This is a genomic window from Halomonas aestuarii (assembly GCF_001886615.1).
GTDB lineage: Bacteria > Pseudomonadota > Gammaproteobacteria > Pseudomonadales > Halomonadaceae > Halomonas > Halomonas aestuarii.
In genome coordinates, this window is record NZ_CP018139.1 from 2,587,346 (window position 1) to 2,607,125 (window position 19,780).

18 protein-coding genes are annotated in these 19,780 nt (G+C 69.7%); 12 read left to right on the plus strand and 6 right to left on the minus strand.

Annotated elements, in window-relative coordinates; translation table 11 throughout:
• The first annotated feature begins 46 nt into the window (after positions 1–46).
• Positions 47–1,030, plus strand: coding sequence for a DMT family transporter (locus BOX17_RS12050; protein WP_071944868.1), 984 nt, complete (start codon positions 47–49; stop codon positions 1,028–1,030).
• Between the two features lie 110 nt (positions 1,031–1,140).
• Here the strand turns inward: BOX17_RS12050 and BOX17_RS12055 are convergent, their stop codons facing one another.
• The 4 genes from BOX17_RS12055 to BOX17_RS12070 all read right to left on the minus strand — a co-directional run bounded on the left by BOX17_RS12055 (position 1,141) and on the right by BOX17_RS12070 (position 4,821).
• Positions 1,141–1,890: a glutamine amidotransferase gene (locus tag BOX17_RS12055; RefSeq protein ID WP_071944870.1), complete on the minus strand. Its 750-nt coding sequence runs from the start codon at positions 1,888–1,890 to the stop codon at positions 1,141–1,143.
• A gap of 35 nt (positions 1,891–1,925) precedes the next feature.
• Positions 1,926–3,080, minus strand: coding sequence for an acetylornithine deacetylase (gene argE, locus BOX17_RS12060; RefSeq protein WP_071944872.1), 1,155 nt, complete (start codon positions 3,078–3,080; stop codon positions 1,926–1,928).
• Between the two features lie 144 nt (positions 3,081–3,224).
• The gene (locus tag BOX17_RS12065) at positions 3,225–4,136 is read right to left on the minus strand and encodes a homocysteine S-methyltransferase family protein (protein WP_071944874.1); all 912 of its coding nucleotides are present in this window, start codon (positions 4,134–4,136) and stop codon (positions 3,225–3,227) included.
• A 106-nt stretch (positions 4,137–4,242) separates the two neighbouring features.
• Positions 4,243–4,821, minus strand: a complete 579-nt coding sequence (locus tag BOX17_RS12070; protein ID WP_208858066.1) for an antibiotic biosynthesis monooxygenase — start codon at positions 4,819–4,821, stop codon at positions 4,243–4,245.
• Between the two features lie 364 nt (positions 4,822–5,185).
• On the opposite strand from BOX17_RS12070, the gene mntR reads away from it, so the two are divergent.
• From mntR to BOX17_RS12115, 8 genes are all read left to right on the plus strand, one after another.
• A complete protein-coding gene (gene mntR / locus BOX17_RS12075) occupies positions 5,186–5,632 on the plus strand; it encodes a manganese-binding transcriptional regulator MntR (RefSeq protein ID WP_071944876.1) in 447 nt (148 codons plus the stop codon).
• Positions 5,633–5,821: 189 nt separating this feature from the next.
• Positions 5,822–6,814, plus strand: a complete 993-nt coding sequence (locus BOX17_RS12080) for a metal ABC transporter solute-binding protein, Zn/Mn family (protein ID WP_071944878.1) — start codon at positions 5,822–5,824, stop codon at positions 6,812–6,814.
• Between the two features lie 83 nt (positions 6,815–6,897).
• Positions 6,898–7,698, plus strand: coding sequence for a metal ABC transporter ATP-binding protein (locus BOX17_RS12085; RefSeq protein WP_071944880.1), 801 nt, complete (start codon positions 6,898–6,900; stop codon positions 7,696–7,698).
• Complete coding sequence (locus BOX17_RS12090; RefSeq protein ID WP_071944882.1) at positions 7,695–8,840, plus strand: metal ABC transporter permease; 1,146 nt, start codon at positions 7,695–7,697, stop codon at positions 8,838–8,840. Before BOX17_RS12085 ends, BOX17_RS12090 begins: the two co-directional genes overlap by 4 nt.
• Complete coding sequence (locus BOX17_RS12095) at positions 8,840–9,979, plus strand: metal ABC transporter permease (protein ID WP_071944884.1); 1,140 nt, start codon at positions 8,840–8,842, stop codon at positions 9,977–9,979. Before BOX17_RS12090 ends, BOX17_RS12095 begins: the two co-directional genes overlap by 1 nt.
• 237 nt (positions 9,980–10,216) lie before the next feature.
• Positions 10,217–10,624 (plus strand): GFA family protein, encoded by a 408-nt coding sequence (locus tag BOX17_RS12100; RefSeq protein WP_071944886.1) that lies wholly within the window; start codon positions 10,217–10,219, stop codon positions 10,622–10,624.
• 319 nt (positions 10,625–10,943) lie between these two features.
• Entirely contained in the window at positions 10,944–11,957 is a 1,014-nt protein-coding gene (locus BOX17_RS12110) for a nuclease-related domain-containing protein (RefSeq protein ID WP_071944890.1), read from the plus strand.
• A 187-nt stretch (positions 11,958–12,144) separates the two neighbouring features.
• Positions 12,145–12,816 carry a hypothetical protein gene (locus BOX17_RS12115; protein ID WP_125925565.1) on the plus strand — a complete coding sequence of 224 codons (672 nt, stop codon included), beginning with the start codon at positions 12,145–12,147 and terminating at the stop codon, positions 12,814–12,816.
• A 124-nt stretch (positions 12,817–12,940) separates the two neighbouring features.
• On the opposite strand, the gene BOX17_RS12120 is transcribed toward BOX17_RS12115, so the two are convergent.
• Complete coding sequence (locus BOX17_RS12120; RefSeq protein WP_071944894.1) at positions 12,941–16,267, minus strand: AAA family ATPase; 3,327 nt, start codon at positions 16,265–16,267, stop codon at positions 12,941–12,943.
• A complete protein-coding gene (locus tag BOX17_RS12125) occupies positions 16,264–17,550 on the minus strand; it encodes an exonuclease SbcCD subunit D (protein WP_071944896.1) in 1,287 nt (428 codons plus the stop codon). Before BOX17_RS12125 ends, BOX17_RS12120 begins: the two co-directional genes overlap by 4 nt.
• 78 nt (positions 17,551–17,628) lie before the next feature.
• Between BOX17_RS12125 and nfi the strand changes: the two genes are divergently transcribed.
• The 3 genes from nfi (at position 17,629) to BOX17_RS12140 (ending at position 19,729) form a co-directional block, all read left to right on the plus strand.
• Positions 17,629–18,339 (plus strand): deoxyribonuclease V, encoded by a 711-nt coding sequence (nfi, locus tag BOX17_RS12130; protein ID WP_071944898.1) that lies wholly within the window; start codon positions 17,629–17,631, stop codon positions 18,337–18,339.
• A gap of 264 nt (positions 18,340–18,603) precedes the next feature.
• Complete coding sequence (locus BOX17_RS12135) at positions 18,604–19,158, plus strand: DUF1415 domain-containing protein (RefSeq protein WP_071944900.1); 555 nt, start codon at positions 18,604–18,606, stop codon at positions 19,156–19,158.
• A 139-nt stretch (positions 19,159–19,297) separates the two neighbouring features.
• Positions 19,298–19,729: an OsmC family protein gene (locus BOX17_RS12140; RefSeq protein WP_071944902.1), complete on the plus strand. Its 432-nt coding sequence runs from the start codon at positions 19,298–19,300 to the stop codon at positions 19,727–19,729.
• Positions 19,730–19,780 lie beyond the last annotated feature (51 nt).

Sequence of the window (19,780 nt, forward strand, 5' to 3'; positions counted from 1 at the left end):
TGTTGTTGGCAACCCCGGCATCTTCACCCGCGAGGAGGACCCTCTGATGTGGAAGCGTCTGCCGTTCCGGCTGAGAGGCTACCTGATCACCATGGCCGGCGTGCTGCTGCTCTCGCCGGATGCGCTGCTGATCAAGGACACCACGGTGGACGTGGCCACCTTCATGTTCTGGCGCGGGCTGCTGCTTGGCCTGGTGCTGCTGCTGATTGCCGTTGCGCGCTACCGCGAGCGCCTGGGCCAGGCGGTACGCGCTTGCGGCCCGGCCGCGCTGTGGTGCCCGCTGGCCTTCGCCGCCAGTGCCTGGGCCTTCGTCGGTGCCACCCGTCTTACCTCGGCGGGCAACGTGCTGGTGATGATCAACCTTGCACCGCTGGTGGCAGGGCTGATCGGGATGCTGTTCTTCGGCCAGCGGCTGCGGCGTCAGACCTGGGTCGTCATTGCCGTGTGCGTCACCGGCGCCTGCCTGATGGCCGCCGGCGAGGTGGGGCAGGGGAGCCTGACGGGCCTGGCCGTGGCGCTGATCATTCCGATATGCATCGCGGTCAACACGACGGTGGCCAGTGCCCAGCGCGGCAGTCGTCAGCGTGGTGTCGACACCACGGTGATCCTGCCGCTGGGCTGTTTGGCGATGCTGCTGCCCGCCGCCCTGATGGGCGGTGTCCAGTTGCCGGGGAGCGAGGACATGCAGCGCCTGGCGCTGATGGGACTGCTTCTGCCGCTCGCCTACTTCCTGATCCAGACCGGCGCCCGCTACCTGCCCGGCGCCGAGGTCAGCCTGGTCATGTTGGTCGAGACCCTGGCGGGCACCCTGCTGGTGTGGTGGTGGGTCGGCGAGGTGCCGGCGCTGCTGGCCTTCCTCGGCGGCGGCCTGATCGTCGCCGCCATGCTGATCAGCAGTCTGCGCGACCTGAGTCGCCAGCGTCGCAAGGCCGCCGAGGGGGCGCCGGATGCCCGTCGCCTGCGCGATTCCGCTGCCGAGCAGAGTATCGAGCGCGGCGATCCCGCCCCGCCGGTGGCCGAGCGCCACTGACCCGCGCCCGACACCATCAGCGCCTGGCACCATGAACGACAGCGCCCCGCCTCGTTTCGAGGCGGGGCGCTGTCGCGTCCGGGAGGGGACTCTTGGCCGGAAGGCGTCGGTCAGGCGGGCGCGAGGCTCGCGGCGGCCAGCACGTGCTCGGCGAAACGGGCAAGCAGCTCACCGGCTCCGCGGGTATCGGACACCGCGGCGAGCAGCGCCTCGGGATCCTCGCCCTGCGCCTCGAGGGCATCCCGCTGGTGGGCGAGATAGGCCCGCATCACCGGGGCGCTGAACTCCGGGTGGAACTGCACGCTCCACTGCCGCGGGCCGTAGCGTAGGGCCTGGAAGGGGTCATGGTCGTTGTCGGCCAGCACCTCGGCGCCCGGCGGGGCTGCGAGGACCGACTGGGCATGGGTGAGCTGGGCAGGGAAGGGCGTCGCCAGGCGGCCGAGCAGGGGGTCCCCCCGGCCGGCCTCGGTGAGGCGCAGCCGGCGAGTGCCGACCTCGCGGCCCCTCGGGTGATAGCCGCTGTCGCCGCCGAAGGCCGTGGCCATCAGCTGGTGGCCGTAGCAGACCCCCAGCATGGCCACCTGGCGCTCCCGGGCCTCGACGAGCCAGGGCTTGAGCGCCTCGCTCCAGGGCTCGGCCTCGCTGACCATAGCGTGGGAGCCGGTGATCAGGATGCCGTCGTCGGCCGAAGGCATCGGCGGGACGCCCTCGGTGCGGGCATCGTGGACAGACACGCCGAGGCCTGGACTGGCCTCGGCCACCGGCGTGATGGCGGCCAGGAAGAGGTCCTCGAAGTCGCCGTGGTCGCGGACCACGTCGGCGAAGCTGTCTCCGGTCTTGACGATCAGCAGGCGGGGCATGGGGGCTCCAGGCGAGGGGTCAGGGAGCCGGCATTCTACTTACGTCGCAGCCGCTCGCCCAGTGCCGTCATGAACCGTGTCCCCGCCTCGAGCTCCGCGATGTCGATGTACTCGTCGGGCTGGTGGGCCTGGCCGATGCTGCCCGGGCCGCAGATCACCGTCGGCAGCCCCTCGCGCTGGAACTGGCCGGCCTCGGTGGCATAGGCCACGGCACCGGCGGGGCGCTCATCGAGCAGGTCGCGGCAGAGCGCCAATACCTCGGCGTTGTTGTCGTCGGCCAGCGCCGGCACCGTGGTGTTGAGCGCCTCGGTCACGATGCCGGCCTCCGGCGCGCGACGACGCATCTCGGCCTCGAGGGCGGCGGCGGTCTCGTTCACGCGCCCCAGCAGTTCCTCGAAGCGGTCGCCGGGCAGGTGGCGGATCTCCCACTCGAAGCTGCACTCCCGGGCCATGATGTTGATCGCCGTGCCGCCCTGGATCTTGCCCACGTGCAGGCTGGAATGGACGACGTTGAAGGCCTCGTCGATGCGCCCCTCGGCTTTGAGCTCGGCCATCACGTCCTCGATGCGGGTCACCAGGCGCGCGGCCACGTGAATGGCCGAGACCCCCTGGTTGACCTGGCTGGAGTGGGAGGCGCGCCCGGTCACGGTGGTGCGCAGGTTGGTGGCGCCCTTGTGGGCCACCACCGGGTGCATCATCGTCGGCTCGCCGACGATCACCGCGGCCGGCCGCGGATAGTCGGCCACCAGGGACTCGATCATGCGCGGGGCGCCGATGCAGCCCACCTCCTCGTCGTAGGAGAAGGCCAGCCAGATCGGCCGCGCCAGGTCCAGGTTCACCCAGCGCGGCACCTCGGCCAGCGCGCAGGCGAGAAAGCCCTTCATGTCGCAGGTGCCGCGGCCGTAGAGGCGGCCGTCGCCCTTGTCGACCAGGGTGAACGGGTCCGTCGACCACGGCTGGCCGTCTACCGGCACCACGTCGGTATGGCCCGAGAGCACCACGCCGCCCTCGACGGCCGGCCCGATGCGTGCCAGCAGGTTGGCCTTGCGGCCATCGTCGCTCTCGATCCGCCAGTGCTCCACGCCATGCTCGTCCAGATAGCCCTCCACGAAGGCGATCAGGTCCAGGTTCGAGTCACGGGAAACGGTGGGAAAGCCCACCAGGCGTTCCAGTAGCGTGGCGGCGGTCATGGCGCGCTCCTCACAGTGTCAGTGGCACAGAGCCTATCACGACCGCCGAATGGGTCGCAGCCGGCGACGGAGGCGCGCCATCGTTCATGCAGAGGCATGGGGCACACCGGCCAGCTCAGCGGATCATCATGAATCCGCCGGCGTTCAGGAACCCGCCAGGCGGTATCCCCTGGCGGTCAAGCGCTCGGCCAGGGCGGCGATATGCGCCGGGCTGACCTCGCAGCAGCCGCCCACGATGGTCGCGCCCTTCTCGACCCACCGACAGGCGTGATCGGCGTAGCCCTCGGGGCCGAGGTCCTGGCGCGTCTCCAGCGCTTCCACCGTGCCGCCGGGCGGCAGCGACGCCGCCGCCGTGAAGCCGTTGGCGTAGCCGCCGAACGGCACGCCGAGGTCGGCCAGGGACGCCATGGCGGTCGTGACCGCCTCGGGCACCGAGCAGTTGACCAGCACCGCCTCGGCGCCGGCCTCCACCACCGCCTGGGCGGCCTCGGCCAGTGGCTCGCCGGAGCGCAGGCGCGTGCCATCCTGGTCGTCTACCGAGAAGGCGACCCACACCGGCACGCCATGCTCCACCGCCGCACGGGTCGCGGCCAGCGCCTCGCGGGTCAGGGTCATGGTCTCGCAGAGGAAGAGATCGACGCCCTCGGCCTGGACCTGCACCAGGCGGCGATAGTCGCGCAGGCAGGTGGCGTCGTCCGGCACGACCTCAGGGTGATAGCTCGCGACCAAGGGGGGCAGGCAGCCCGCGATGCGCACTGCCTGGCCGCTCTCCTCGTGCGCCTGGCGGGCGGCGTTCAACGCGGCGGCGTGGAGCGGCGCGAACAGGTCGGGATCGCCGTCCCGCGCGAGCCGCTGCGGCGTCGCGCTGTAGTTGTTGGTGGTGATGATCCGGGCACCGGCGTCGATGAAGTCGCGGTGGATGGCGGTGACCAGATCCGGTTCGTCCAGCATCACCTGGGCGGACCACAGCGGAGTGGCGGGTCGCTCGCTGCGCCGCCTGAGCTCCTGCCCCATTCCCCCGTCCAGTAGCACTACCGGGTGTTCGTCAGCGCGCATCGGGTCACCATCCTTCGTTGAAATGCCTGTCGCCTCGCCAGTCGTGGCTCGGCATGTGGACCCTAGCCGTTCATGTCGATCCGCTCAAGGAGGCGCCGGGGCGCCGTCATGCCCTGCGTTGGTGCAGGCGGCGGCTGACTTGCGCCAGTGGCGAGCGCTCGCCGCGCAGCCAGGGGCCCAGCAGGCGCATGGAGAGGGGGATGAACACGAACACCATCACCGGCGTGAGCATCAGGGTGGTGACCAGCATCCGGGGCAGCAGCGGCAGGGCGCTGAGCGCCTCGCCGAACAGCGCCTGGAACAGCAGCGAGACCGGGAAGAAGGCCAGCCAGATGGCGATGGCCTGCTTCCAGCGCGGCGGCGCCTGGCCGGTGGCGTCCTGGAACCAGCCTTCCAGCCCGGTGGCGCGATGCTCCTGGGGCGCCTCGAAGAGCCCCTCGCCGCGGGCCAGCCAGGCCCGGCGCGAGGCGGAGTGCTCCCAGATCGCCAGGGTATCGGCGTCGCGGAAGCGGAAGATGATCTGGTATTCGTCGTCGCCGGGGGGCGGGGCCAGCACCCCGGAGCCCAGGTAGCCGGCGAAGTCGCTGGCGAGCTCGCGGCCCTCTTCCAGCCAGGCGGAGAAGTCGCGGTAACGGCCGCGGGCCACGCGGCGTGCCACCATCAGGGTGACGGGTTCGGATGACATCGTGGGTCTCCTCGTTCGTTCGGTGCCCGGGTAGGGCGCCGTGATCACTCGGGCCGGGTAGGCCCTCATGATGTAATAGGCAAGAAGTATACCAGACGGTCGCTTCTGTATGGTGGCATGGCCTGCATGTTCGGCCTTCAGGCAGCGTTTTACTCTGCCAAGATGGTGTCGCATGGCGAGCCTGGCGTGTGCTGCGTCTCGGGCGGGCGTGCCGAGGCACCCGCCAGCAAGGCTTGCGCGCCGTCGTCGGCGCCGATATGCGATCCGGGCGACGCTGCCCGGCGCGCCGCCAAAATTGCAATCCTGGTGCCGCAATGCATGATGGGGCCAAGCCCCTCCCTTATCCTTGTCAGGTCACGATCCGATGACATCAGCGCTTCAGCACCGCCATGGGCGACTCATCGAGCCGGATAGCCACGTGCAGGGCTTCCGCAAGGCGCGCGATGCGCGGCGCACCGAGCTGGCGGAAGACTACGTCGAGCTGATCTCGGACCTGATCGCCGATAGCGGCGAGGCCCGCCAGATCGATATCGCGCGTCGCCTCGGCGTCGCCCAGCCCACCGTGGCCAAGATGCTCAAGCGTCTCGACGAGGAGGGGCTGATCGTCAAGCGGCCCTACCGGGGGATCTCCATGACCGAGGCCGGGGAGCGCCTCGCCGCCGACAGTCGGCGGCGCCACCGCCTCGTCGAGGCCTGCCTGCGCAAGCTGGGGGTGAGCGCCGAGACCGCGCGCCTCGATGCCGAGGGCATCGAGCACCACGTCAGCGGCGAGACCCTGGCGGCCTTCGAGCGCTTTCTCGACGAGGGCTGAACGACCTCGACGCCGCGTCGGGCGGGACGCCGCCGCCGAGCCACACCGATCGACCCACGATGGGACGCCATCACCAGAGACCTTCGAGAACGCAGTATGCGCGGGAGCACTCCCGCGTTACCCTGTCGTATAGCAAAGGCTATACTTGATCGATTACCGCACTCTGGCCACGTTGATGGGGAAGGGCATATGACACGCTGGAAGAGCACACTTGGCCTGCTGGCGCCGCTGGCGCCGCTGGCGCCGCTGGCGCTGAGCGGCCAGACGATGGCGGCCGAGCCGCCGATGACCACCGTGACCACCATCGGCATGATCGCCGACGTGGCAAGCGAGGTGGGCGGCGAGTGCGCCGACGTCTCGGCGATCATGGGCCCCGGGGTCGATCCACATCTCTACCAGGCGAGCGCCCGGGACGTGGCGACCCTGCAGCAGGCCGAGCAGATCTTCTACTCCGGCTACTCCCTGGAGGGCCAGCTCGGCAACGTGCTGGAACGCTTTGCCGAGACCACGCCGACCGTGGCGGTGGCGCCGTCGTCCATCGATACGGCAAGCCTGATCACCGTGCAGGACGTCTACGGCATCGACCCGCACCTGTGGATGGACGTCTCGCTGTGGGCGCAGATCATTCCCACCCTGGCCGACGCCTTCGTCGAGGCGCGCCCCGCCTGCGAGGCTGACATCCGCGCCAACGCCGACGCCTATGCCACCCAGCTCGAGGCCCTGCACGGCTGGATCGAGGCGAGCATCGCGACGATTCCCGAGGCGCAGCGCATCCTGGTCACCGCCCACGACGCCTTCAACTACTACGGCCGCGCCTACGGCATCGAGGTCGCCGGCATCCAGGGCATCAGCACCGAGACCGAGACCGGCGTGGCGGACATCCGCCGCATGACCCAGGTGGTGATCGATCGCGAGGTGCCCGCCGTGTTCATCGAGAGCACCATCAACCCACGCACCGTGCAGGCGGTGATCGATGCCGCCCGCGAGCAGGGCCACGAGGTCGAGATCGGCGGCCAGCTCTACTCCGATGCCATGGGTGAGGCGGGCACCGCCGGCGGTACCTACATCGGCATGCTCCACGCCAACACCGGGCACATCGTCGAGGCGCTCGGCGGCGAACTGGCCCCGCTGCCCGCCCCCCTCGAGGGCTGGGCCGAGCGCTGGGAGATCCCCGCCGGCTGATCGCCCGGGCCGTGTCCCCGTACCGACGCCTCGCCACACCTACTGACCGCCACCCCTGGAACCGCCATCTCGCGGGAGAGCTCATGTCGACGACGCTTCACGAACCGGATCTGGCCCTGCACGTCGAGGACCTGACCGTCAGCTATCACAGCAAGCCGGTGCTGTGGGACATCGACTTCGACGTGCCGCCTGGGGTGATGGCGGCCATCGTCGGCCCCAACGGTGCCGGCAAGAGCACCCTGATCAAGAGCGTGCTGGGGCTGGTGCCCACGGTGGCGGGGCACGTCACCCTGCACGGCCGGCCGTACAAGGCGCAGCGCCGCCGGGTCGGCTACGTGCCGCAGCGCTCCAGCGTCGACTGGGACTTCCCCACCACCGCGCTGGACGTGGTCACCATGGGGCTCTACGGCCGGCTGGGCTGGCTGCGACGCCCCGGTCGGCGCGAGCGCGACGAGGCGATGGCGGCGCTGGAGCTGGTCGGCATGGCCGACTTCGCCCGCCGCCAGATCAGCCAGCTCTCCGGCGGCCAGCAGCAGCGGGTGTTCCTGGCCCGGGCGCTGGTGCAGAAGGCCGACGTCTACTTCCTCGACGAGCCCATGGCCGGAGTCGACGCCACCACCGAGCGCGCCATCGTCGACATCCTTCGCCGCCTGCGCGACGAGGGCAAGACGGTGATCGTGGTGCACCACGACCTGCAGACCGTGCGCAGCTACTTCGACTGGCTGCTGATCCTCAATGTGCGGGTCATCGCCCAGGGGCCGGTCGCCGAGGTCTACACCGCCGAGCATCTGCGCCAGGCCTACGGCGGGCAGATCGCCCTGCTCGACCAGGATACCTTCCTCTCCGAGGAGGCGGCCGCCGAGGCCGCGGAGCGGGCCGGATGAGCGTCGTCGAGCTGCTCTCCGACTACACCATCCAGAACGTCGTCGCCGGGGCGGCCCTGCTGGGGCTCGTCAGCGGGGTGCTGGGCAGTTTCGCGGTGCTGCGCCAGCAAAGCCTGCTCGGCGACACCATGTCCCACGCCGCACTGCCCGGGGTCTGCCTGGGCTTCATCATCGCCGGCACCCGGGATATCGGCAGCATCCTGCTCGGGGCGCTGGCCACCGGCGCGCTGGCCGCCCTGGTGATGCTGCTGCTGACGCGCATGAGCCGGCTCAAGACCGACGCCGGCCTCGGCATCACCCTGAGCGTCTTCTTCGCCATGGGCGTGGTGCTGCTGACCCATATCCAGGGCATGAACAACGCCTCCCAGGGCGGCCTCGATGCCTTCCTGTTCGGGCAGGCGGCGGCGACCCTGCGCTCCGACCTGTGGATCATGGGCGGCATCACCGCCGTGGCCCTGCTGCTGGTCGCGGCGCTGTGGAAGGAGTTCAAGCTGGTCTCCTTCGACCCCGAGTTCGCCACCTCCCTGGGCATGCCGGTGGCCTGGCTCGAGGTGCTGCTCACGGTGATGGTGGCGCTGGCCGTGGTGGTCGGGTTGCAGATGGTCGGGGTGGTGCTGATGGCGGCGATGATCATCGCACCGGCGGTGGCCGCCCGCCAGTGGAGCCGTCGCCTCGAGGACATGGTGCTGCTGGCCGCGCTGATCGGCGTGGCCGGCGGCATCTTCGGCGCGCTGTTAAGCGCGCTCTCCCGCGGGCTCGCCACCGGGCCGCTGATCATCCTGAGCGTCTCCAGCGTGGTGCTGGTGTCGATGACCGTGGCGCCGGAGCGCGGCTTCCTCTGGGAGGCGCTGCGCCGGGTTCGCGCGCGGCGCCGGCTACGCTACCAGCAGGTGCTGACCACCCTCTACCGTCTCGCCGTGCACCACGACGACCCGGTCTACCCCTCGGAGCAGGGCATGCTCGACACCTACCACGGCCTGCGCACCCGCGCCGTGCTGAGCCAGCTCGAGCGACGGGGCCTCGCCGAATGGCAGGCCTCGCCGCACGGTGAGCCGGGCCCGGCCCGGCGCTGGGTGCTGACCCCGGCGGGCATCGCCGAGGCCGAGCGGGTGCTGGATGCCCTCGGCCGGGAGGACGCCTGATGCTCACCGCCCTGCTCGACAACGTGGCCCTGCAGATCATGCTGGTGGGCGCCCTGGTGGGCATCGCCTCCACCCTGGTGGGCACCTTCCTGGTACTGCGCGGCACCAGCATGCTCTCCGACGCCATCGGCCACTCCATCGTCTTCGGCATCGTCATCGTCTGGCTGATCACCCACCAGCAGAGCGGCCCGGTCCAGATCCTCGGCGCCGCCCTGGCCGGCGTGCTCACGGTGTTTCTCACCGAGCTTCTGGTCAGCACCCGGCGGGTCAAGAAGGACGCCGCCATCGGCCTGGTCTTCCCGGTGCTGTTCTCGATCGGCGTGCTGCTGCTCAACCTCTATGCCCGGGACGTGCACATCGACACCCACACCGTGCTGCTCGGCGAGATCGGCTTCGTGTGGCTCGATACCGTGACCCTCGGCGACTACCGGGTGCCGCGCTCGCTGCTCTCCATGGGCGCCATGACGCTGCTCAACGCCGCCTTCGTGGTGCTGTTCTTCAAGGAGCTCAAGCTCGCCACCTTCGACGAGGCGCTGGCCAAGGCCCTCGGCCTGGCGCCGGGGCTGCTGTTCTACGCTCTGCTGCTGCTGACCAGCGGCACCGCCGTGGCGGCCTTCGACGCGGTGGGGGCGGTGCTCTTCGTCGCCTTCGTGATCGTGCCGCCCTCGACGGCCTACCTGCTCACCGACCGGCTGTGGCTGATGTTCCTCTACGGCATCGCCGTCTCCATCGCCTCCAGCGTCAGCGGCTACGCCCTGGCGGTGGCCTGGGACGTCTCGATCGGCGGCATGATGGCGGTGATGACCGGCGTCTTCCTGATGCTGGCCTTCCTCGCCGGGCCGCGCTACGGCGTGGTCGCCCAGCTGCTTCGCCGCCGCGGCCAGCGCCGCCACAACGAGATCCGCACCCTCGCCGTGCACCTCTACAACCACGAAGGCGGACCTGAGCAGGGCGAGGAGAACGTCATCCGCGCCTTGCGCGACCACCTGCGCTGGGACGCCGCCAAGGCCGTCGGGGTCGTGCAGCGCGGCAGCGACCAGCGGCTGATCGTGCGCGAGGGCGAGGCCCTGCGCCTCACCTCGCGGGGCCGCGAGATGGCCCGGGAGATCCTCGACCCCAGCGGCCGCCGATCCGCCTGACGCCTTTCTGCGGGGGCTGACCTCACCGGGAAGCCCGCCCTTTTGGGAGCGCCCCTCACTTACCCCTGCGACCTTTGCATGCCTGGCCCTAAGGCCGCGCTGGCGTCAGCCCATTTTCGCGGAACGTTTCATACTGAGGCGAGATAGCCGGCGGCGTGCGGTTCAACGGGGCCTTCGAGCGTGACGTCCAGCGCCGGCCATGTGGTTCCCCCTTGTTAACAACCTGAGGAGTTGGCGATGGAAACATTCGAAGGAAAAGGGTCCTGTCTCTGCGGCGCAGTGACATTCACCGCAAATAACGCCAGTGAGGGCATCGAGGCCTGCCATTGCGGGATGTGCAGGACATGGGGAGGCGGGCCGCTGATGGCCAGCCGCTGCGGGAGTGACGTCGCTTTCGACGGCGAGGAAAACATTTCGGTTTACGCATCTTCAGAATGGGCAGAGCGCGGTTTCTGTAACGTATGTGGTAGTCATCTGTTTTTCCGCCTGAAGGATACCCATACCCATTTCATTCCCGTGGGGCTCTTCGAGCATCAGGGGGCTTTCACCTTCAGGCAGCAATCCTGTGTCGATAGGAAGCCATCGTTCTATGCCTTCGCGAACAGGACAACAAACCTGACCGAGGCACAGCTGATGGGCAAGTGATGCCCCTCAGTAAAAACCAGATAGCAATCGCATGCGGTTGGTGAACTCGGTCGCTACCCTCCCAATTCTGCTGCGGGTGTGAGGCGTGACATCAGCGCCGACGTCATGGCCGGCGGCTCCCACGATCATCTCTTCGTGGAGGCAGAGAGCGAGCAGGCTCTGACGGTCCTGAAGGAGCGTCGAGTCCCGGTGTCTCGCCCCTTCGCGACTTTCGCATGGCTGGCCCTCAGGCCGCTTTGGTGTCAGGCTGACGGGTAACGAAATGTTGCAAAGCGTCAGCGATGGCCCGGCAACCGGGCCGACATGCAGGGATAAGCCCATGATCCTTAAGGAAAAGGACGCCTACCCAAGCGGCGACGGCCATGGCGGTGACGAGCGCGCCTTCTACGGCCACAAGCAGGAGCAGGACGTCGCCTTCCAGCTGCGCCGCGAGTTCGGCGAGCACAAGCAGATCCACGTCATCAACGACCTGCGCCTCGAACACCGCGGCGAGCGGGCGCAGATCGATCACCTGATCCTCCACCCCTACGGCTTCATCATCGTCGAATCCAAGAGCATCGTCGGCGAGGTCACGGTCAACGCTGCCGGCGAGTGGTCGCGCAGCTACCAGGGAAACTGGATGGGGATCCCGTCACCGATTCGCCAGGGGGAGTTACAGAAGCAGCTCTTGTATCATTTGATCAGAGATAACGTAGAGAAGATGCTTGGCAAGGTGCTGGGCATACAGACCAAGGTAGGAGGACGCGATTGGCAGGTGCTCTGTGCCGTCTCCAGCACCGCCATCCTGCATCGGGACAAGATGCCCAAGGATGTTGCCGATAGGGTGGTCAAGACGGAGTTTCTGGCAAAGAAGATTCGAGAGGTGGTGGGCAGTATCCTCACGGAGTATCTGAAGGCCAAGCCCAAGTTTTCGAAACAAGAGCTCTCCAATATCGCCAGCTTCCTGCTCGAGCATACTGCCCAGGTGAGCACCGCCTCGGCGAGCAGCGATAGCCAAACCGCCATACCAGAACCGGCCGCCCCCGTTGCCGAGCCTGCACCACACTACTCGGCTTCATCGGCGCCGGAAAACGTTTCCTTCCAGACCGAGCCTACCGTTCAGGCCCAGAATTTGGTGACCTGCAAGCAGTGTGGAGAGGCCCATCATCTCGCCGGCATGTACGGCCAGTACGGTTACTACGTGAAGTGCGGCCGTTGCAGCACCAACACCTCGATGAAGCAGCCATGTCCTGCTTGTGGCTGGAAGAGCGTGCGTGTGTCCAAGGATGGCCAGGAGTACACCGGCAGTTGTCGGAAATGCGCGCAGCAATTTCTGATTTTTCGGCAGGTATAGGGAATGGCGATGACATGACAGCTATCGACCCTTTTCAGACGTTCGGAATCCGCCTAGGATCTGTCGATCCGCTACACTGAGTGCCTGACCGAGGCAGTCAGGTGATGGCTGCCTGACTCGTAGAAATGAGTCTCCAGATTACCCGGGGCGCTTCATCTACCTGCAGCTACATGTCGGAGTCCGCAGTATGACCAAAGCGCCATCGCTTCGCACCGCAGGTGTGTTCAGTGTGCTCGCGCTCACGCTGCTGCTTCTGGGTTCGGCCGTCATCATCGCTTCATCAGGTGCGGCGGCACAGGACCCGCTAGAGACCTTCTCGGACCCAGCAACCTTCACCGCCTTCCTGCAGGCTGCCGACCCGGCATTGCGAACGGCGCTGTTCCTCGACGGATTGTTCGCACTCTCCTATGCCGGGGCAGTTGGTTTCGCCGTGATCGCTTTTCGTGATCGTTGCCCGCCTGCTGCGTGGGCTGGCGGGCTTGGGATCCTCGTCACCATGGTGCTGGATGTATCCGAGAACCTGCTGATGATGGGTTCGCTCGGACTCGCCGGCGCGGGGCAGGTAATCACCGGCGAGCGGATCTCGCTGCATGTTTTCGTTTCGGGAATGAAACTGCACCTGGCGGCCTTTTCGCTGGTTGCATTTACGTTCACGCTGCCCGATCGAGGGCTTATAACATGGCTGATGCGCTGGGGCGGCCGGACGATCATGCCCATCGCCGCGATCCTGTTCGTCACCGACGCTTTCGGCATGGGCGCGAACGCCTCGCTCGGCGTGTTCGTCGCGATGACCGGTGGGTTTGTGCTGCAGGCGATCCTGATGTGCCGAGAAGCCCAGGATCAGCCGCAGGTGGATTGAGAAGGACTGGCCTGGGCCTCTAGATCGACCACCGTCCGCTCGTGGCCGATAGCTGCCAGTTCGATGTAACAGGAATCGGCTTGCTGGAGATGTTTTAAACCTCGTCAACGAGCCGTTTGTCTCCTTACTGACTGACCAACTTCGCTCGGCTGGTGCCGTTCCCCAGTGGCTCCACCTGGATCTGCACCGGGATCCGCTCGTGCATCTCCTGCACGTGGGAGATCACGCCCACCCGGCGCCCCAGCGCCTGCAATCCGTCCAGCGCCTCCATGGCGAGCGCCAGGGATTGCGGGTCGAGGCTGCCGAAGCCCTCGTCGATGAACAGCGACTCGATGTTGAGCTCGCCGGAGGCCATGGAGGCGAGCCCCAGGGCGAGGGCCAGCGAGACCAGGAAGGTCTCGCCGCCGGAGAGCGAGTGTACCGAGCGGCGCTCGTCGCCCATGTCGACGTCCACCACCAGCAGGCCCAGGGGACTGCCGCCGCGCACCAACCGATAGCGGCGGGAGAGGCCACTCAGGTGCGCGTTGGCGTGCTCCAGCAGCTGCTCGAGGTTGTAGGCCTGGGCGATGCGTCGGAAGGCCTTGCCGTCGGCGGAGCCGATCAGCTCGTTGATCTGGCCCCAGCGGCGGAACTCGGCTTGGGCGGCCTCCAGCTCGGTCTGGCCGGCCTTGCGCCGCTCGCGGCGGCGATCGTCATCGCTCAGGGCGAAGGCGGCCTCGTCGCGAGCCCGCTGGGCCTCCTCCAGGCGCGGCGTCAGGTCGGCCTCGGCTTTTTCCAGCGCCTGCCGGCGGCGGCGCAGTTCCTCGGCCACGGCGTCACCAAGTAGCGCCTCGTCGTGCTCCTCTTCCCGACTCGCTTCCTCGGTCTCCTCGATCAGGCCCTGGTCGCGGCGATGGCGCAGCAGGGCGTCGCGCCGCTCGGTGAGGGTGGCGGCGGCGCGCTGGCGGGCCTGGTCGGCGGCCTCGATCTGCCGCTCCTCGTCGCGGGCCGCTTCTTCTGTCTGGGCGAGCAGCCGGGTGAGGGTGGCGTCGGTCAGCTCGGGGTGCGCCGCGCGCCAGTCGGCGAGCTCGTGGGCGAGGGTGTCGCGCTCCCGGCGCAGCCTCTCGAGCCGCTCGGCCTCGTGCTCGACCCGCTGGGCGAGGCGCTGTTGCTCCTGCTGGGCCGCGTGCCAGCGCGCCTGAGCGGCGTCGCGGGCCTGGCGGGCCTGCTCCTGGCGGGCGTCGAGGTGCTGCTGCCAGGCATCCGGCGAGGCGTGCTCGCCGAGCCGGGCGGCGAGCCCACGGGAAAGCCGCTCGCGCTCCTCCCGCAGCGGCGGCAGCCGCTCGTCCAGCTCGGCCAGCGCCGTGTCGGCGTGCTGCTTCTCGGCCTCAAGGCGCGCCAGGGCGACATGGCCCTCCTGCAGCGCCTGCTCCAGCGGGGCCAGCTCGGCCTCGGCCCGGGCCAGCTCGTCCAGCCGCTGCCGCGCCTGCCGGCGGCGGGTCTCGCTCGCTTCGCGCTGGGCCTCGAGCCAGGCGTCGCGCTCGTTTGCCTCGATGGCGGCGAGCTCTCGCTGCAGGGGATGCGCCTCCAGGGCCTCGCGGGCGGCGTCGCGCTGCCGCTCGGCTGCCTCGCGATCCTGCCTATGGCGGGCGAGGGCGGCCTCCACGGCGCGGTACTCGCCGAAAAGCTCGTCGCGTTGCCGCTGGGCCGTGTCGCGCGCCTCGCGGGCTGTGTCGAGCTGGCGGGCTTCCTCCGCCTCCTGGGCCTCGAGCTGGGCGGCCTCCGGCGTGGCCGGCGGGTGCTGCCGCCATGGGTGGTCGTGGCCGCCGCACACCGGGCAGGGCTCGCCCTCGACGAGGGCCTCGCGCAGCCTCGCCACGCTCTCGCTACGCACGGCGCGGCTGCGATCGATCAGCGCGCTGACGCTGTCGAGGTGGGCCTGGGCGCGGTCCAGGGCCTGGCGGGCGTTCTGGCCCTCGGTCAGCAAGCTGTTCTTGCGGGTCTCGTCGTCGCCGAGCCGGCGGGTGAGCTGGCTAAGGGCCTGCTCCGCGCGACCGAGCTCCTGCCAGCGGCTGGCGAGCTCGCCCAGCGCCAGGTGGCGATGGGCCGCCTGGTCGTGGATCTGCTGAGCGGCCTGGCGAGCGGCATCGAGGCGAGGGTGAGTGCCCACCAACCGCTCGAGGGTCGCCTGCCAGTCGTCGCGCTGTCGCTGTCGTGTCTGCTGGGCCTCGCTGGCCGTGCGGTGCTCCCGGGCCAGCCGCTCGGCCTCGGCCTGCTGCCTGGTGCGGGCCGCCTCCAGGTCGGCGAGCTGCTTCTCGTGGGTGGCGAGGCGCTGGGCCTCGTCTCTGGCCTCGCGCAGGGCGGGCTCGGCCTCGCGTCGCGCCGCGGAGGCCTCGGCCAGGGCGCTCTCGCGGGCCTCGGTGGCCTCGCGGGCCTGTGCCTGGTCGCGTTCGGCGTCGGTGAGCGCTTGCCTCGTCTCGACGTGGCTCGCCTCCAGGGTGGCGATCTCGTCGGGCAGGGCGGCGCGGCGGGCGAGGGCGTGGCGCTGAGACGCGATCAGCCGGCGCCACTCGCGGTCGGCGCGCGCTTCGGCAAGCGCCTGCCAGTCGGCCTCGGCGTCCTGCTGCCGGGCCAGGCCCTGGCGATAGGCCTCGTGCAGCCGGGCATCGTCGTCGTGCCAGCGGCGCCGGGCCTGGAGCGATGCCGCCTGGTTCTGCAGGTCAGTGAGCGCTCGCCGGGTGGCCTCGGCCGCCTGCTTCAGTTCGGCGCGGGCCTCGGGCTCGGCGGGCCGGCCGTCGGCGAGCCTGGCCTCCAGGGCCTCGACGGCCTTCCTGGCCCGGCTGGCGCGCTGGTAGGCGGCCATGGAGATCGACGAGTACTCGGCGGTGCCGGTGAGGCGCTCGAGCAGGTCGCTGCGCTCGTTGTCGTCGGCCTGGAGGAAGGCGGCGAACTCGCTCTGGGCGAGCAGCACGGCGCGGGTGAACTGGTCGAAGGTGAGCCCCAGGCGCTCCGGCAGCAGGCGGTCGAACTCGCGCTTCTGGGTGGTGAGCAGGCGGTCGTCGTCGAGGTCGCGCAGCGACTGCTCGGCCTTCTGCAGCTTGCCGTCGACCTTCTCCCGGGCGCGGCGCACCGCCCAGCGGGCGCGGTAGCGGCGCCCGTCGCGGCCCACGAAGTCCACCTCGGCGAAGCCGGCGGCGGTACCGCGGCGCAGCAGGGTGCGCGGGTCGCTGGTGGTCAGGGTGGAGTCCGGGGTGTCGTCGATCTGGCTGTCGCGGGCCGGCGCCTGGCGCAGCCGCGGCGTGCCGCCGTAGAGCGCCAGACACAGGGCGTCGAGCAGGGTGCTCTTGCCGGCCCCGGTGGGACCGGTGATGGCGAACAGGCCCGCATCCCGCAGCGGAGCGGTGGTGAAGTCGAGCTCGAGCGGGCCGGGCAGCGAGGCCAGGTTTTCCAGTCGCAGGGCGAGGATCCTCATGACGTCACCTCCTGGTCACCCGCCGCGCCGGCGTCGTCGCCCTCGGCGTCGAGGACGTCCTGGCAGAGCCGGTCGAAGTCGGCGAGCACGTCCGCCTCGGGCGGCTCGCCCCAGCGGTCGGCCCAGGTGCGCTCGAAGAGCTTGCGCGGGCCGAGGCTCTCCAGGTCGACCCGCGCCGGGCCTTCCTCGCCCTCGACCCGGGGCAGGCGACGCTCGAGGCGCAGCAGGCGCAGCGCCTTGCCCTCGAGGGCCACCTCCACCCGGGCGCGCAGGTCGGGGACCGGGGCCTCGAGCGCGACGCGTACCTCCAGCCAGGGCCAGCGGTCTCTTGGCAGCTCGAGATCGTCCTCCAGGGCCTCGAGCTCGGCCAGCACCTGCTCGAGCGGCGCGGGGCCGACGCGGTGCATGGCCACCGGGCGGGGCACGGGGATCGCCTCGGTGGCGGCCAGCGCCTCGCCCTCGAGCACTACCTCCACCACCTGGTGGGGATAGGTCACCTCGCTGAAGTCCAGGGGCAGGGGGCTGCCGCTGTAGCGGATGCGCTCCTCGCCGACCTGTTGCGCGCGGTGCAGGTGGCCGAGCGCCACGTAGGCGATGTCGTCGGGGAAGAGGGCGGCGGAGATCGACTCCTCGCCGCCGATCACGATGGGCCGCTCGCTGGCCTCGGAGACGGCGGCGCCGTGCAGGTGGGCGTGGCTCATCGCCACCAGCGCCTGGCCGGGCTCGCGGCGGGCGCGGGCGGCCTCGATCAGCCGGGTGTGCACGCGGTTGATGCCGGCGACGTAGTCGTTGGGCGCGCCGTCGGCGTCCTCGTCGGCGCGCACGCCGGCGCCGGTCACCTCGGCGGGGCGCAGGAAGGGCAGCGCCAGGCACCAGGCACGGGTCGCGCCCTCGGCGTCGGTGAGCGGCACCAGCAGCCGCTCGGCGTCGAGGTCGCCGTCGTCCTGCCAGTAGACCCGGCCCAGGGCGTGGGTGTTGAGCCTTCGCATCAGCGGGGCGGGCAGCTCGATGCGGTTGCCGCTGTCGTGGTTGCCGGCGATCAGCACGATCTGAAGGCCCGGCAGGCGCTGGTGGGCGTCGACGATGAAGTCGTAGAGCAGCGCCTGGGCGGCCAGCGACGGGTTGACCACGTCGAAGATGTCGCCGGCCACCAGCAGGGCGTCGGTACGACGCGCCACCAGGTTGTCGAGCAGCCAGGTAAGGAAGGCGCGATGCTCGACGTGGCGCTCCTGGCCGTGGAAGCTCTGGCCCAGGTGCCAGTCGGCGGTGTGGATCAGTCTCAAGGTCGGCTCCCCGGTGGTCCGTCACGCGGCAAAAGCCGTAGTCTAACCCGAGCGACGCCGACACTTCAGGGAGCCCCGATGCCCGATACCGCCTTGCACGACTGGAACCTCGCCCCGAAGGAGGCCATCGCCCTGCAGAAGCGCCTGGCCGGTCGCGTGGAGCGCGCCGACCGCCTGGACCCGGTGCGCCACCTCGCCGGTGTGGACATCGGCTTCGAGGAGGACGGGGCGATCACCCGGGCGGCGGTGGTGGTGCTGGCCTGGCCGCCGGTTGCGTCAGGCGAGTTCGAACCGGCAACCTTTGAGATAGTGGAGCAGGTGGTGCATCGCGAGCCGACCCGCATGCCCTACGTGCCGGGGCTGCTCTCGTTTCGCGAGGTGCCGGCGGCGCTCGGCGCCTTCGAGAAGCTCACCACCCGGCCGCAGCTCGCCATGGTCGACGGCCAGGGCATCGCCCATCCGCGACGGATCGGGGTCGCCAGCCACCTGGGGCTGTGGCTTGACCTGCCGACCATCGGCGTGGCCAAGACGCGGCTCTGCGGCCGCCACGAGGAGCCCGGCCCCGCGCGGGGCGACTGGACGCCGCTGGTGGACGGCCCGGACGACGAGACGATCGGCGCGGTGCTGCGCTCGCGCGCGAAGGTGAAGCCGATCTTCGTCTCGCCGGGGCATCGGGTGTCGCTTGCTACAGCGGTCGACTGGGTGATCCGCTGCCTCGGGCGCACCAAGCTGCCGGAGCCGACGCGGCTGGCCGATCGGCTCGCCTCGCGGCGTGATCCGAGGTGCTAAGCCTCGGAGTGTGAGGGCTATCGCAGAGAGTTCGACAACTCGGTAGCTCGGGGCTGACCTGGCGACAAGCCTACGAGGAGGCGCTGTAAACCCATCCATGGGCGCTACCGATGCCATCCCTGGCGTAGGACCTCCTCTTCGGCTTGCCCCCAGCGCCCCTTGATTCCGGTGACTGTGATAGCCCTGGCGTCTGTCACCGCGGCTTGCCAACCGCGGCCGGGCGGCGGACCATGGCGGCCCCTTTCCCTGGCTGGATGAGCGCCCATGACCACCTCTCGCCCCGATCCCCTCGCGGCTACCCGCGCCTGGGTGGAGACCTTCGTGGTCGCCCGCGACGTCTGCCCCTTCGCCGGGCGCGAGGTGGCTCGCGGCAGCATCCGCACCGTGGCGGTGCCGGCCCTTGACCGCGAGGCGGCGCTGCTGGCGCTGTTCGACGAGTGTCGCCACCTGGAGGCGACGCCCGAGGTGGAGACCACCCTGCTGGTGCTCACCGAGGGGCTCGAGGACTTCGACGACTACCTGGACCTGCTGGAGATCGCCGAGGCGCTGCTGGCCGAGCAGGGCTATGAAGGCACCTTCCAGCTGGCGAGCTTCCACCCGGACTACGTCTTCGCGGATGCCGAGCCGGATGATCCCGCCAACTTCACCAACCGTTCGCCCTTCCCGATGTGGCACCTGCTTCGCGAGGCGGGGCTGGAGCGGGCCCTGGCCCACCACCCGAACCCCGAGGGCATCCCCGAGCGCAACATCGCGGCGATGCGCGAACTGGGCCACGCCACCCTGGCCCGCGTGCTCGCGGCTCTGAGGGGCACCGACTAGCCGGTCGCCCGTCTCGGCGTGCCGTTTTTGCGCGATACGCGGGCCCTCGCCGGGCCCCACCTTGTGCCCGAAGGGCTCCGTCTCCATGGTGTATGGTGTAGGAGCAGTGGTTCACCCCTGACAACGAGAAGGAGTCGACATGAGCATCAAGAAATCCGGCAGTGCGGTCTGGCAGGGCGGTCTTCAGGACGGCAAGGGGACTGTGTCCACCCAGAGCGGCGTGCTCAAGGACATTCCCTACAGCTTCGCCAAGCGCTTCGAGGGCGAGGCCGGTTCCAACCCCGAGGAGCTGATCGGCGCCGCCCACGCGAGCTGCTACTCCATGGCCCTGTCGATGATCCTGGGCGAGGCCGGCCTCAAGGCCGACCGCATCGCCACGGAGGCGAAGGTCGTCCTGGAGCAGGTCGAGGGCGGTTTCGCCATCACCTCGGTCCACCTCGACACCGTGGCGGCGATCCCGGGCGCCGACGAGGCGGCCTTCCAGGATGCCGCCAACAAGGCCAAGGAGGGCTGTCCCGTCTCCAAGCTGTTTAACGCCGAGATCAGCCTCTCGGCCAAGCTGGAAGGCTGACGCCAGCGCCGGTGTGACCGGCCACATCGTCTGACCCGTGCGCCGGGGCCC

What these genes read in the sequence shown, in the direction of transcription:
- BOX17_RS12140 (WP_071944902.1), top strand. Translation starts at nt 19,298, where the DNA reads ATGAGCATCAAGAAATCCGGCAGTGCGGTCTGGCAGGGCGGTCTTCAG.
- BOX17_RS12090 (WP_071944882.1), top strand. Translation starts at nt 7,695, where the DNA reads ATGAGCGTCGTCGAGCTGCTCTCCGACTACACCATCCAGAACGTCGTC.
- argE (WP_071944872.1), bottom strand. Translation starts at nt 3,080, where the DNA reads ATGACCGCCGCCACGCTACTGGAACGCCTGGTGGGCTTTCCCACCGTT.
- BOX17_RS12055 (WP_071944870.1), bottom strand. Translation starts at nt 1,890, where the DNA reads ATGCCCCGCCTGCTGATCGTCAAGACCGGAGACAGCTTCGCCGACGTG.
- BOX17_RS12100 (WP_071944886.1), top strand. Translation starts at nt 10,217, where the DNA reads ATGGAAACATTCGAAGGAAAAGGGTCCTGTCTCTGCGGCGCAGTGACA.
- BOX17_RS12050 (WP_071944868.1), top strand. Translation starts at nt 47, where the DNA reads ATGTGGAAGCGTCTGCCGTTCCGGCTGAGAGGCTACCTGATCACCATG.
- BOX17_RS12080 (WP_071944878.1), top strand. Translation starts at nt 5,822, where the DNA reads ATGACACGCTGGAAGAGCACACTTGGCCTGCTGGCGCCGCTGGCGCCG.
- BOX17_RS12070 (WP_208858066.1), bottom strand. Translation starts at nt 4,821, where the DNA reads ATGTCATCCGAACCCGTCACCCTGATGGTGGCACGCCGCGTGGCCCGC.
- BOX17_RS12120 (WP_071944894.1), bottom strand. Translation starts at nt 16,267, where the DNA reads ATGAGGATCCTCGCCCTGCGACTGGAAAACCTGGCCTCGCTGCCCGGC.
- BOX17_RS12135 (WP_071944900.1), top strand. Translation starts at nt 18,604, where the DNA reads ATGACCACCTCTCGCCCCGATCCCCTCGCGGCTACCCGCGCCTGGGTG.
- nfi (WP_071944898.1), top strand. Translation starts at nt 17,629, where the DNA reads ATGCCCGATACCGCCTTGCACGACTGGAACCTCGCCCCGAAGGAGGCC.
- BOX17_RS12065 (WP_071944874.1), bottom strand. Translation starts at nt 4,136, where the DNA reads ATGCGCGCTGACGAACACCCGGTAGTGCTACTGGACGGGGGAATGGGG.
- BOX17_RS12085 (WP_071944880.1), top strand. Translation starts at nt 6,898, where the DNA reads ATGTCGACGACGCTTCACGAACCGGATCTGGCCCTGCACGTCGAGGAC.
- BOX17_RS12110 (WP_071944890.1), top strand. Translation starts at nt 10,944, where the DNA reads ATGATCCTTAAGGAAAAGGACGCCTACCCAAGCGGCGACGGCCATGGC.
- BOX17_RS12115 (WP_125925565.1), top strand. Translation starts at nt 12,145, where the DNA reads ATGACCAAAGCGCCATCGCTTCGCACCGCAGGTGTGTTCAGTGTGCTC.
- BOX17_RS12095 (WP_071944884.1), top strand. Translation starts at nt 8,840, where the DNA reads ATGCTCACCGCCCTGCTCGACAACGTGGCCCTGCAGATCATGCTGGTG.
- mntR (WP_071944876.1), top strand. Translation starts at nt 5,186, where the DNA reads ATGACATCAGCGCTTCAGCACCGCCATGGGCGACTCATCGAGCCGGAT.